This is a genomic window from Corynebacterium sp. (genome assembly GCF_022712275.1).
In the GTDB taxonomy this organism is placed as follows: domain Bacteria; phylum Actinomycetota; class Actinomycetes; order Mycobacteriales; family Mycobacteriaceae; genus Corynebacterium.
The window spans coordinates 26753-39231 of sequence record NZ_JALAGU010000054.1; the positions used below are offsets into that span (position 1 = coordinate 26753).

General features: G+C 67.3%; 11 protein-coding genes. 2 read left to right on the plus strand and 9 right to left on the minus strand.

All coding sequences use genetic code 11. The features are described from left to right. Positions 1-7 precede the first annotated feature (7 nt). The 5 genes from gatB to Q0A27_RS14060 all read right to left on the minus strand — a co-directional run bounded on the left by gatB (position 8) and on the right by Q0A27_RS14060 (position 5778). Positions 8-1525, minus strand: a complete 1518-nt coding sequence (gene gatB, locus Q0A27_RS14040; RefSeq protein ID WP_291476359.1) for an Asp-tRNA(Asn)/Glu-tRNA(Gln) amidotransferase subunit GatB — start codon at positions 1523-1525, stop codon at positions 8-10. 11 nt (positions 1526-1536) lie between these two features. After that, positions 1537-2505, minus strand: a complete 969-nt coding sequence (locus tag Q0A27_RS14045) for a bile acid:sodium symporter family protein (RefSeq protein ID WP_291476360.1) — start codon at positions 2503-2505, stop codon at positions 1537-1539. Between the two features lie 63 nt (positions 2506-2568). After that, entirely contained in the window at positions 2569-3597 is a 1029-nt protein-coding gene (locus tag Q0A27_RS14050; protein ID WP_291476361.1) for an ATP-dependent 6-phosphofructokinase, read from the minus strand. 24 nt (positions 3598-3621) lie between these two features. Beyond that, positions 3622-5067, minus strand: coding sequence for a DHA2 family efflux MFS transporter permease subunit (locus tag Q0A27_RS14055; protein WP_291476362.1), 1446 nt, complete (start codon positions 5065-5067; stop codon positions 3622-3624). A gap of 36 nt (positions 5068-5103) precedes the next feature. Further along, positions 5104-5778, minus strand: coding sequence for an NUDIX domain-containing protein (locus Q0A27_RS14060; RefSeq protein ID WP_291476363.1), 675 nt, complete (start codon positions 5776-5778; stop codon positions 5104-5106). A gap of 108 nt (positions 5779-5886) precedes the next feature. On the opposite strand from Q0A27_RS14060, the gene Q0A27_RS14065 reads away from it, so the two are divergent. Beyond that, entirely contained in the window at positions 5887-6696 is an 810-nt protein-coding gene (locus Q0A27_RS14065; protein ID WP_291476364.1) for a TetR/AcrR family transcriptional regulator, read from the plus strand. On the opposite strand, the gene gatA is transcribed toward Q0A27_RS14065, so the two are convergent. Together gatA and gatC are read right to left on the minus strand one after the other, a co-directional pair. Continuing rightward, positions 6660-8156, minus strand: coding sequence for an Asp-tRNA(Asn)/Glu-tRNA(Gln) amidotransferase subunit GatA (gatA, locus tag Q0A27_RS14070; protein WP_141327705.1), 1497 nt, complete (start codon positions 8154-8156; stop codon positions 6660-6662). The two genes, Q0A27_RS14065 and gatA, sit on opposite strands and share 37 nt — an antisense overlap. A gap of 24 nt (positions 8157-8180) precedes the next feature. Beyond that, complete coding sequence (gene gatC / locus Q0A27_RS14075; protein ID WP_291476365.1) at positions 8181-8486, minus strand: Asp-tRNA(Asn)/Glu-tRNA(Gln) amidotransferase subunit GatC; 306 nt, start codon at positions 8484-8486, stop codon at positions 8181-8183. A 223-nt stretch (positions 8487-8709) separates the two neighbouring features. Between gatC and Q0A27_RS14080 the strand changes: the two genes are divergently transcribed. Then, on the plus strand, positions 8710-9384 hold the full coding sequence (locus Q0A27_RS14080; RefSeq protein ID WP_291476366.1) for an amino acid-binding ACT domain protein: 675 nt from the start codon (positions 8710-8712) through the stop codon (positions 9382-9384). Positions 9385-9592: 208 nt separating this feature from the next. Here Q0A27_RS14080 and Q0A27_RS14085 read toward each other — a convergent pair whose 3' ends face one another. After that, the gene (locus tag Q0A27_RS14085) at positions 9593-10840 is read right to left on the minus strand and encodes a hypothetical protein (RefSeq protein ID WP_291476367.1); all 1248 of its coding nucleotides are present in this window, start codon (positions 10838-10840) and stop codon (positions 9593-9595) included. An 83-nt stretch (positions 10841-10923) separates the two neighbouring features. Further along, positions 10924-12462, minus strand: a complete 1539-nt coding sequence (gene ilvA / locus Q0A27_RS14090) for a threonine ammonia-lyase, biosynthetic (protein WP_291476368.1) — start codon at positions 12460-12462, stop codon at positions 10924-10926. Positions 12463-12479: the final 17 nt, after the last annotated feature.

The window sequence follows — 12479 nt, forward strand, 5'->3', positions numbered from 1 at the left end:
GGCAGGCCTAGCCCAGCTTCTCCGCGATGATCTTGTTCACCTGGGCCGGGTCGGCCTTGCCGCGGGTGGCCTTCATGACCTGACCCACGATCGCACCGGTGACCTTCTTGTTGCCGGCACGGTACTTCTCCACGATGTCCGGGTTGGCCGCCAGCGCATCCTCCACGGCCTTCTCGATGGCACCGTCGTCACGGACGACCTCCAGACCGCGGGCGGCGACGACTTCGTCGATGTCCCCCTCCCCCGCGAGGACGCCGTCGACGGCCTGACGGGCGAGCTTGTTGGTCAGCTTGCCTTCACCGATCAGGGCGATCACACGGGCGACCTGGACCGGGGTGATGGCCAGACCCTCGAGGTCGGTGCCGGCCTCGTTGGCCTTCTGGGCGAGGTAGGCGACCCACCAGCTGCGGGATTCGGTGGCACCGGCACCAGCCTCGACAGTGGCGATGATGAGGTCGAGGGCGCCGGCGTTGACGAGGTCACGCATCTCCTCGTCCTTGAGACCCCACTCCTCCTGGATGCGGGCCCGGCGGATCCACGGCATCTCCGGCAGCGTCGCGCGGATCTCCTCGACCCACTCGGCCGGGGCCAGGACCGGAGGAAGGTCCGGGTCGTTGAAGTAGCGGTAGTCCGCCATGGTCTCCTTGGGACGTCCCTTGGCGGTGGTCCCGTCGGCTTCCTGGTAGTGGCGGGTCTCCTGGACGATCTCCACACCGTTGACAAGGCAGGCGGCCTGACGCTGCATCTCGAAGCGCACGGCCTGCTCGACCGACTTCAGGGAGTTGATGTTCTTCGACTCGGTACGGGTACCGAACTCGGTGGTCCCGATCGGGCGCAGCGAGAGGTTGGAGTCCACGCGCATCGAGCCCTGGTCCATACGGACGTCGGAGACGCCGAGGGCCTTGACCAGCTCACGCAGGGCGGTGACGTAGGCGCGGGCGACCTCGGGAGCACGGGCACCTGCGCCCTCGATCGGCTTGGTCACGATCTCGATGAGCGGGATGCCGGCACGGTTGGCGTCCACCAGGGAGGCGGTGGCGCCTCGGATGCGGCCGCCGGCGCCACCGAGGTGGGTCAGCTTGGCTGTGTCCTCCTCCATGTGGGCGCGCTCGATCTCGACGCGCCACGGGGTGCCGTCGTCGAGGACGATGTCGAGGTAGCCGTCGTGGGCGATGGGCTCGTCGTACTGGGAGATCTGGTAGTTCTTCGGCTGGTCCGGGTAGAAGTAGTTCTTCCGGGCGAAGCGGGAGTACGGGGCGATCTCGCAGTTCAGGGCCAGGCCGATCTTGATGGCCCACTCCACACCCTGGCGGTTGACCACGGGCAGGGCGCCCGGCAGACCCAGGCACACCGGGTCGACGTTGCTGTTCGGGTCGTCGCCGAACTCCGCGGACGAGGTCGAGAACATCTTCGACTTCGTCAGCAGCTCGACGTGGACCTCCATACCCATCACGGGATCGAAGCGCTCCAGCACCTCGTCGTAGTCCATCACATCATCGGAGTAATCGTTCACCGCGGCAGTCATGGTCACCTACTCTAGTGCGTCGTCGCGCGTCGTCTGTCGACAGCCCTGCAGAGCATGGCGAACAGCGATCCGGAGATGTTGTGCCAGACCGAGAAGATGGCACCGGGGATCGCTGAGAGCGGTTCCATGTACTGGGCCGCCAGGCCCGCTGCCAGCCCGGAGTTCTGCATGCCGACCTCGATCGCCATGGTCCGCCTGGTCCGTAGCGGTTGACCGGTCGCCGCTCCGGCGCCGAAGCCGAGTGCCATACCGAGCAGGTTGTGGAGGATGACCGCCACCAGGACGGACAGGCCGGCGTCGAGGATGCTGTCGTGCGCGTTGGAGACGACCAGGGCCACCACGACGGCGATGGCGATGACGGACACCCACGGCAGTACAGGCAGGACGCGGGCCACCGCTCCCGGCAGGAACAGTCGGACCACGAGGCCCAGGACGACGGGGACCAGGACGATCTTGACGATGTCCAGGGCCATCCCTCCGCCGTCGAGCGGCATGTACTCCCCCGCCAGCCACAGCGTCAGGACCGGGGTGAGCAGCGGTGCCAGCAGGGTCGATACCGAGGTCATGGCGACCGACAGTGCCAGGTCACCGCGGGCCAGGTAGGAGACGACATTCGAGGCCGTCCCGCCGGGTGCACAGCCGACGAGGATGACGCCGGCGGCGACCGCGTCCGGCAGCTGCAGGACCCACACCACCAGGAGGGCGACCAACGGCATGATGACGTACTGGGCGACCACGCCGATGAGCACCGGCAGTGGGCGCTTGACGACGAGGGCGAAATCGGCGGGCTGCAGGGTCAGACCCATGCCGAACATGATCAGTCCGAGCAGCGGGTTGACCCAGTCACTGTGCCCACCGACGGTGCCGTGACCGAAGAATCCGACGAGTCCGCCGATGATGACGAGGAGAGGGAATCCGAGGGTCGCGACATAGGCGCTGCGGTCGGCGTTCCGCGGAGAGTTGTGTTCCGGTGCATCCATGGTGAACGTCACCTTACGTGACCCCGGGTGGCTCAGGTCACGGAACCCGGGTCAGCACCGTTGTCACCCCAGCAGCGACAGGGCGCTCTCCCACCGGTGGTCCGGAACGCACTTGAGCTGCCCCACGGCGTCGTCGAAACTGACCAGCCGGATGGCCTCGCCGCGCAGGGCGACAACCTGGCCGAAGTCCCCGCGCAGCGCGGCCTTGGTGGCGTGGACGCCGTAGCGGGTGGCCAGCACACGGTCGAAGGCGGTCGGTGTGCCGCCGCGCTGGATGTGGCCGAGGACGGTGGAGCGCACGTCGGCGTCCAGCCGGTTCTGGATCTCGTGGGCGATCAGTGCGCCGACGTTGCCGAATTTCTGGTGGCCGAACTGGTCGACCTCCCGCTCTGCCATCTCCAGCGTCCCCTCCTTGGGTGCCGCGCCCTCGGCGACGACGATGATCCCGTACTTCTCCCCCAGCTGGAAGCGACGGGCCATGCGGGTACAGACGTCCTCGATGTCGAAGGGATGCTCGGGGATGAGGATGTCGTGGGCGCCGCCGGCCATGCCGGCGTGCAGGGCGATCCAGCCGACGTGGCGTCCCATGACCTCGACGATCATCACACGGTTGTGGGATTCCGCGGTGGTGTGGAGCCGGTCGATCGCATCGGTGGCCACGGCCACGGCGGAGTCGAAACCGAAGGTGTAGTCGGTGGCGTTGACGTCGTTGTCGATGGTCTTGGGCACGCCCACCACCGGAACGCCGTGTTCGTGGAGGAACTGTGCCCCCTTGAGCGTCCCCTCGCCGCCGATGGCGATGAGGGCGTCGATCCCGGCGTCCGCGAGATTCTCCTTGACCCGGTCGATCGCCCCGGTGAACTCGTCGACCGGCAGGCGTCCGGTCCCCAGGATGGTGCCGCCGCGGGTGAGGATGCGGTCGATGTCCTCGTCGTCGTAGAGTTGCTTGCGTCGGTCCTCGACGAGGCCCTGCCAGCCGTCCTCGTAGCCGATGACGGTGGCACCGTGGCCCGCCGCCGTCCGAACCACCCCCCGGATGACGGCGTTCAGTCCGGGACAGTCTCCACCACTGGTCAGGGTCGCGATGCGCATGGACCCCAGACTAGCGGCACAGGCTCAGGCGCGCCCGCCGGCTGTCTGTGTGGCGGCCCCGACGTGGTTGTCCCGCGACATCAGTGAGGTGACCGTGCCGATGAGGATCACCGCCGCGGCGAGCAGGATCGCCTCGCCGAAGGCGCTGGCCGGGTCGGTGACGGTGAGGCGCCACTGCATGACCGCGCCGACGGCCGCGGCACCGATGACCGAGCCGAGCTGTCGGGTCTGGTTGTAGACGCCGGAGCCGACACCCATCTGCTCCGGGGCGAGGTCGCGCATGGTGGACGCCGAGTTCGGCGCCCAGACGAAGGAGTTGCCCACACCCAGGCCGATGAGCGGGAGGATGGTCCAGTAGTGGCTGACACCACCGGACATCACCACGGTCATCGCGACGATGGACACCGCCATCATGGTGAAACCGAAGGCACCGAACTTCCGGGCGCTGTGGCGGTCGCTGAGTCGTCCGACGATCGGCGAGAGCATCAGCGAGGTCGCCGCCTGCGGGATCATCATCAGACCCGCGCCCAGCGGCGAGAGTCCGTGCACCTGCTGGTAGTACAGCGTGATCGGCAGCGGGATGGACGCCACGGTGAAGCCCATGCCGGTGATGCCGATATTTCCCAGGCTGAAGTTGCGCACCGAGAACAGGCTCAGCGGCATCAGGGGATCGCGTCCGGCTGCCTCGGCGACGACCTGCTGGCGGACGAAGGCGGCGAACAGTGGCACAGAGACCGCGACCATCACCCAGATCCACCAGGTCCAGTGCTCCTTCTCGCCCTGTTGCAGGGCGAAGACGAGGAGGAAGACCGCGACCATCGACAGCAGGATCGACAGCGGGTCGATCGGCCGGGTGGTGGTCCGCACCCGCGGCACCCACGCCATCACCGCGATGATCGAGAGGACGCCGATGGGCACGTTGACGAAGAAGATCCACTCCCAGCCGACGTACTCGGTGATCACGCCACCGAGGATCGGACCGGTGAGCGTCGACAGGCTCGCAGTCGCACCCCAGGCACCCAGCGCCGCACCGCGACGGTTTCGGGCGAAGACGCGGTTGATCACCGCCATGGTCTGCGGGGTGAGCAGGGCCGCACCCAGTCCCTGGACCGCGCGGGCGGCGATGAGCATCTCGATGCTGCCTGACAGACCGCACCACAGCGAGGACAGGGTGAACACCACCATGCCCACGCAGTAGACGTTCTTCGGTCCGAAGCGGTCGCCGAGGCGTCCGGTGACCAGCAGCGGCACCGCGAAGGTCAGCAGGTACACCGAGGTGACCCAGATGACCTGGTTGTAGTCGGCGTCGAGGTGTTCCTGGAAGTCCGGGGTCGCCACCGCCACGATCGTCTGGTCGAGCAGGATCATGAAGAACCCGGTGCACAGGGCGATCAGCGCCTTCCACGCCTGCGACTCGGGCAGCGGGAGGGCGGGATAGCGGTCGGCGGTCACGGGGGCGGCGTCAGTCACAGAGGGACAGTCTGCCACACCTGTTCACTGTCTTGTTCACTGCTGTGCGAGCAACTCCCGCAGCCCGGGCAGCGCCTCCCGGAAGGGCGGCAGCAGACGGAGTTCCGCGACCTCGTCGACCGGGCACCAGGCGAGATCGCTGCTCTCCGCGGTCGGCGTCAGTTCGAGGGTGTGGGTCGCCGTGCCCAGCACCGTGGTGTAGGTCCACTCCTCCACGGTCGGGTCCGGGACCTCCCAGCACAGCTGGCCGTCGATGGTGGCGACCAGCCGGTGGCCGGTGTCCGGGTGCGTCACCGGGCGGTCCCGCAGCGCGTCGAAGAGCCGCAGGCCGGATGCCACGGCGTCGGTCACCGGGGCCGCGAGCGGAAGCTCAGCGTCCTCCAGCGGGACGCGGCGCAGCACGTGCTCCAGGGCGACGCGGGAGGTGACGGCGGAGGTCGTGACGGTGACATCCGCCGGATCCACCCCGGTCTCCTCCTGCGTCTCACGCAGTGCGGCCTCGGTCGCGGACTCCCCGACGTCCACCGCACCGCCGGGGATGCCCCACGTGCCGCCGAAGTTGGTCCACATCGCACGGTGCTGGACGAGCAGCAGCGTCACACCGTTATCGACGGTGGTGAGGAAGAGTCCGGCCGCGCCGAGGGTTCCCCAGCGTCGGACGCCGTCCGATCCCACCGCCCAACCGTCTCCGTGGATCACCTGTTCAGACATGGGCGCCAGGGTACGCCGACCAGGTGTCCGGGGGCGGTTGCGTAAATCACCGGCTCTCACTTCTCGAAAGTTGTACCGTCCCACAACCCCCAGGCTAGGGTGACATCCATGCACGAGCACCCGACGGCAGTGCCACACACTGTCACCCACTCAGCCCCTCACTCCGTCTCCCGCCCGACCCCTCAGATCGACGGACAGGAGACTCCGGTCCACACGCCCACGGTGTCCCCGATCCCGACCACCCCACGCCGGTCCGGCCGCAAGCCCATGTTCAGTGCCGAGGACGTCGTCCGCGAAGCCTTCGACATGGGTCTGGACCACTTCTCCCTGTCCGCCATCGCACGTCGCCTCGGCGTCGGTGCGTCCGCCCTCTACCGGGTGTACGACTCCCGCGAGGCAGTCCTCGACGCCTGCATGGTGACTGTCGCCGCGGAGTTCCACAACATCGAGGACCTCATCGACCGGGACGCCGACTGGCAGACGGTTCTGCGTAGCTGGGCCGCCGAGTACTGGCGGATCTGTGGTGAATTCCCCGGGTTCCACGGCATCGCCCAGTCCCAGGTCCCCGAGGAAGGGGCGTTCCATCCGGTCTTCCTCCCCTGGCGCGACCGGCTGAACGCCCTGGACGTCAATGACGCGCAGATCTACTTCGCCATGGCGACGCTGCGTGACGCCTTCACCGGCCTGCAGAACCGGATGGACCGGCTGCGCGGCCGGCCCGACGGTGAGGAGGAGTTCGACCGGGCCGAGACCCTCACCGACGGTGAGACCGTCGAACCCGAGGTGGGCGAAGAGCTCGCCGAGGACCAGGCGGAGCAGACCGTGGACTTCGTCATCGCCGGTCTGGAGAACGAATGGCCCGAATGGCAGCCCCCGGCCTACTACCGGCCGGACTCGAACGCAGCGCCGACCTTGTAGAGCCGGTCATCGCCGTGGGCCGGGCCCATGATCTGCAGGCCCACCGGCAGTCCGGTGTCGGTGGCCAGCGGCCCCGGCACGGACATACCGCACACACCGGCCAGATTCAGCGGCAGGGTGCACAGGTCGAAGAGGTACATCGCCAGCGGATCGTCGGCCTTCTCCCCCAGCGCGAAGGCCGTGGTCGGGGTGACCGGGGAAACCAGCACGTCGACGTCCTGGAACGCCTTGGCGAAGTCCTGGGCGATGAGGTTACGGACGCGCTGCGCCTTGATGTAGTAGGCGTCGTAGTAGCCGACCGACAGGGCGTAGGTGCCCAGGATGATGCGTCGCTTGACCTCCGGGCCGAAGCCCTCGGCGCGGGTGATCGCCATGACCTCGTCGGCGGAGTGGTGGCCGTCGTCGCCTCGGCGCTGGCCGTAGCGCATGCCGTCGAAGCGGGCCAGGTTGGAGCTGACCTCACAGGGGAGAATGAGGTAGTAGGCGTTGAGGGCGTAGTCGAAGGAGGGGCAGTCGACCTCGACGATCTCCGCGCCCTGGCTCTTCAGCTGCTCGAGAGAGGCCTTGTAGCTCTCCTCCACACCGGCCTGGAGGCCACGGACGGACTCCAGCTGCTTGACCACGCCGATCTTCACACCGCGCAGGTCACCGTTGGCGCCCTCCTTCGCGGCCGCGACGACCGGGGCGACCGGACGCTGCGAGCTGGTGGCGTCGAACCGGTCGTGGCCGGCGATGACCTCGTGCAGCAGGGCGGTGTCCAGCACGGTGCGGCCGGTGGGGCCGCCCTGGTCCAGGGAGGACGCACAGGCGACCAGGCCGTAGCGGGAGACGGTGCCGTAGGTCGGCTTCACACCGACGGTGTTGGTCAGCGCGGCGGGCTGACGGATCGATCCACCGGTGTCGGTGCCGATGGCCAGCGGGGCCATGCCTGCGGCCAGGGCTGCGGAGGAGCCGCCGCCGGAACCACCCGCTGTGCGGGTGAGGTCCCAGGGATTGTGGGTCGGACCGTAGGCGGAGTTCTCCGTGGAGGAACCCATGGCGAACTCGTCCATGTTGGTCTTGCCGAGGATCGGGATACCCGCGGCACGGATCTTCTTCGTCACCGTGGCGTCGTAGGGGCTCATGTAGCCCTCGAGGATCTTCGAGGCACAGGTGGTCGGTGCATCGGTGGTGGTGAAGACGTCCTTGAGGGCCAGCGGCACACCGGCCAGCGGGGACGCGACATTCCCGGCGGCGATGTCCTTGTCGGCCTGCTCGGCGGCGGCGAGAGCCTCGGTCCCACCGACGTGGAGGAAGGCGTGGACGTCGCTGTCGACGGCGGCGATGCGGTCGAGGTGGGCGCGGGTGACGTCCACCGAGCTGACCTCACCGGCGTGGATCTTCTCCGCCAGGGCGGCGGCGGTCCAGGTGGTGAGGTCGGAATCGTCGCGGGAGCCGACGAGTGCTGTCTGATCAGTCATGTGTTCTTTCTCCTGCTCGTCCGTCTATTCGCCGAGGATCCGGGGGACCTGGTAGCGGTCCTGCGCCTGCTTCGGCGCCTGGTCGAGGGCCTGCTCGGCGGTGAGCAGGGACTCGGGGACATCCTCACGCATGACGGAGACGTCCCCGTCGACGTTCTGGGTCGGGTGGCTCAGCGGGGCGATACCCTCGGTGTCCACCTCCTGGACAGCGGCGACCGTTTCGACGATGCCGTCGATCTGCTCGGCGAAGTGGATGAGCTCCTCCTCCGTCAGGGCGAGGCGGGAGAGCCTGGCGAGGTGCGCGACCTCGTCACGGGAGATCTCTGACACAGGGGATCCCTTTCTGATCAGTGTTCCTGTACCTCAGACACTCTAGTCGCCCGACCGCCGCCGTCGACCGTCGGGACGGAACTGACACGCACTCACCGTGGTTCCCCCGTACGTTCCCCCGTACTTTGACTGCATTCGCCGTGTTTCACCGAGCCGGAGTGACAACCCCTTCGCTACAATCGGGCTGTCCGATCACGTCCACCCCACCCTTTCGAGGTCTGCCTTGTCCTACCTGATGCGCGTCCGACTGCCCGATGTTCCCGGAACTCTCGGCGAGATCGCCGCGACCCTCGGTGCCGTCGACGCAGACATCCGTACCGTTGACGTGGTCGAGCATGACCCCGACGGCACCGTGGTCGACGACATCGTCGTCGACCTGCCCGCAGGACGCCTCGCCGATGCCCTCATCAGTGCCGCCCAGGAGGTTGACGGGGTCTACGTCGACTCCATCCGCCCGTTCTCCGGGACCGTCGACCGTCGTGGCCAGGTCAGCCTGCTCGCCAGCGTCGCCCGCCACGAGGCCCGGACCGAGGGGCTCGAGTCCCTGCTGGAGAAGCTGCCGCAGACCATGTCCGTGCAGTGGGTCGTGGTACTGGAGTCCGTGACCGCCGGGGACGGCTCTGTCGCGGTACGCCGGGTCGCGGCGTCCTCCTCCGCCCCCGAGGACGACGGCCGGATCCTGCAGGCCACGCCGGTGGGCGAGGCACGCGCCCTGACCGACCGGGACACCTGGGTCCCGGAATCCTGGACCGTCATGGACTCCGCACTGGCCGCCACTCCCCTGGACGGCACCGACCTCATCATGGTCATCGGGCGACCGGGTGGGCCGGATTTCCTGCTCTCGGAGATCGACCACCTCGGCGAGCTGGGGCTGATCCTCGGCTCCCTGTTGAGCTGAGGGGGCCGGGGCCACCGCCTGCTCCTGCGAATCACTTCCGCACTGTCCCTTGCCCTCCCCCGCGTAACCATTATGCATGCTGTAACGCACACTACAGGTCGACGAAAATGCTCCTACCAGCATGTTTCCCGATAGTGGACACTGTTGAGAATGCACAATGTGGACGCGTAATGTGCGGAGCTGCATTCTTCCGCCGCGCAGTTCCGTCCTACGTCTCCGGCCGGTAGCGGGAGTACCTGTCCACCGGGACGCCCGGATGCAGCTGCGACCACAGCACCTCGATGCCGGCGTGGCTGACGGAGACCATATCGGAGACCGTGAGCTCACAGTCAAAGTCCGGGGTCGACCACCGGTGAAGCTCCGAGGACGGATCGTTCACACCGGCCTCCCCCAGGCTCTCCACCCGCCGGCTCCGTGTCAGTGAGAATCCTTCCCCGAATGCGTGGAACTCACCCGTGGCATCGTCATGTCGAGGAACGGCTGTAGGTCTGAGTTCCAGCGTCACCGGCACCGGAGAAAGATCGGTGGCGATGTTCTCCAGCATCCGGGTGCGGGCGAGTTCCTGCTTCTCCCGCCTGCTGAGCCGCCACAGTTCCTCAGGTTTCTCGGCCGCTACCGTCGCGTTCCCTCCGTCGAATCGATGACGGAGCAGGTCGCGGAGTGAATCGTCCGGAGCCACAGAACGGTTCTGGAACCACACAGTGGTGCGGAATCCGTCCTCAGTCCAGGTGATGTCATACGAATACCCGACCTCGGATCCGGTGTCTTCGGACCGGACGATGATTCCGTCATTGCCGGCGACAAACGTCCCGTCGTCGCAGAAGACACACTGCCTCGGCGTCAGGTCGACTGTGGCGAAGACCCGCAGGGGCCTGTCCTCGATGTGCGCCCGGAACCAGGCACGTTGCGACACTTCCAGGGCCCGGTGGTCGGCAGTCTGCGCTGCCTCGACCTCCTCTGGGGTCACGGTCGGGCCGTCCCAGACGAACAAGGCGTCGTCGAGGGGGACGCCGATCTCCGGGTCCTCGATCCACGCCCTGGAACACACAGCATCCGGGTGCTCGTTGCCCTCGCCGAGCAGGTACCCGGACTCCTGGTCGATCCACATCCGCAGCGGCCCGATCTTACGGCGGGGCGCTTTCAGCTCCACCGTCCAACAGTCGCGTCCCTGGAAACGCTCAGCGATGATCTTTCCCACGGGTCGGGTGAAGTCTTCCCCTGACCAGTCGCGGTTCTCCCGTGGATGCGCGAATCCGTAGGCGTCCCCGTGGTAGCGGAGCGTTCCTGCCGGTACTGCTACCGGGGTCCCCGCGAGTCCGGTCAGGTGGCGCGTGGGTCCCCAACTCCATGTGGTGACGCCGTCGCTGAGGAATCCAGGGAGCCCGTCGACCTCGACCCTCAGGCGTCTGCCCTGTCGCCAGATCTCGATGTACTGCGCGTTCGGCTCCCTCCCCACACCTCATGTCCGCAGCACGCAGTCTGAGGCTGTTCTGACCCCCTCGCCAACGACCTCAGACTGCGTGATGCCGACGTCCCTTTCTACTCCGCAGAGCCTGGGGCGAGGAAGAGCTGGTACGAGGGATCGTCGGTGATCTCGGCGAACGGGAAACCGAGTTCTGCGAGGTGCTCCTCGAACTCGGTGGACTCGGCGTCCTCGAAACCGGCGAGGACGCGGCCGTAGTCCATACCCTGGCTGCGGTAGTGGAACGCGGTGATGTTCCAGCGGGTGCCCAGGACGTCGAGGAAGCGCACGAGGGCACCGGGGTGCTCCGGAAACTCGAAGGAGAAGACCCGCTCGTTGACCGGTGACGGCGGCACACCGCCGACCATGTAGCGCACATGCTCCTTGGCGGTCTCGTCGTCGGAGAGGTCGACCACGTCGTAGCCGGCGTCGCCGAGGGCGTCCGCGATGGCGGTGCGTTCCTCGACACCTCCCTTGAGCTGTACACCGACGAAGATCCGCGCCCGGTGGTCGGCGTCCTGGCCGCCGCTGCGCTCGTCGACGCGGTAGTTGAACTCGGTGACCATCCGGCCGTCGAGCACCTGGCAGAACCTCAGGAAGGCCCCCTGCTCCTCCGGAATGGAAACGGCGAAGATCCCCTCGCCACCCTCACCGAGCTCGGCGCGCTCGGAAATGTAGCGCAGGGTGTGGAAGTTGAGGTTCGCGCCCGAGAGGATGTTGACTAGGGTCTCATCGTGGATCTCGTGGGAGACCGCGTACTTCTTCAGCCCGGCCAGGGAGGTCGCACCGGCAGGCTCGGCGACGGCGCGGTTGTCGTCGAAGAGGTCCTTGATCGCCGCGGTGATCTCGTCGGAGCTGACCGTGATGACCTCATCGAGGAAGTCACGGCACAGCCGGAAGGTCTCGGCGCCGATGGTCTTCACGGCCACGCCCTCGGCGAAGAGGCTGACGTGGTCGAGGGTTACCGGCTCCCCTGCCTCGAGTGCCGCGGTGAGGCAGGCGGACTCCTCCGGCTCCACCCCGATGACCTTGATCTCCGGGTTGAGCTCCTTGAACAGGACGGCGACGCCGGCGGCGAGTCCACCACCACCGACCGGCACGAAGACGCGGTCGACCGGTCCGGACTGGAAGATCTCCAGGCCGATGGTGCCCTGGCCGGCGATGACAGCCTCGTCGTCGAACGGCGGAACGTACTCCAGGCCCTCAAGCTGAGAGAGCTCCTTGGCCTTGGCCTGGGCGGCGTCGAAGTTCTCGCCGTGGAGGATAACCTCGCCGCCGAAGCCACGCACCGCATTGACCTTGATCGAGGGGGTGGTCACCGGCATCACGATGACCGAGCGCATTCCGAGCTCACGGCCGGAAAGGGCGACACCCTGAGCGTGGTTGCCGGCGGACGCAGTGATCACGCCGGGGCAGCCGACGAGTTGGGACATGCGGTTGAAGGCTCCGCGCAGCTTGAAACTGTGCACCGGTTGCAGGTCCTCACGCTTGACCAGCACCCGGTTGTGAATTCGCTCCGACAGCCCGTCCATCGATTCGATGGGGGTGTGCTTCGCGGCCCGGTAGACCGGCGCGGAGACGATGTCGCGGAGGTATTCAGCAGAAGTCTTTGCCATGGTTGACCATGGTACTC

Bases quoted from the DNA above. Each gene is read 5' to 3' on its own strand.
- gatB (WP_291476359.1), bottom strand. From the start codon at position 1,525: ATGACTGCCGCGGTGAACGATTACTCCGATGATGTGATGGACTACGAC.
- Q0A27_RS14045 (WP_291476360.1), bottom strand. From the start codon at position 2,505: ATGGATGCACCGGAACACAACTCTCCGCGGAACGCCGACCGCAGCGCC.
- Q0A27_RS14050 (WP_291476361.1), bottom strand. From the start codon at position 3,597: ATGCGCATCGCGACCCTGACCAGTGGTGGAGACTGTCCCGGACTGAAC.
- Q0A27_RS14060 (WP_291476363.1), bottom strand. From the start codon at position 5,778: ATGTCTGAACAGGTGATCCACGGAGACGGTTGGGCGGTGGGATCGGAC.
- Q0A27_RS14065 (WP_291476364.1), top strand. From the start codon at position 5,887: ATGCACGAGCACCCGACGGCAGTGCCACACACTGTCACCCACTCAGCC.
- gatA (WP_141327705.1), bottom strand. From the start codon at position 8,156: ATGACTGATCAGACAGCACTCGTCGGCTCCCGCGACGATTCCGACCTC.
- ilvA (WP_291476368.1), bottom strand. From the start codon at position 12,462: ATGGCAAAGACTTCTGCTGAATACCTCCGCGACATCGTCTCCGCGCCG.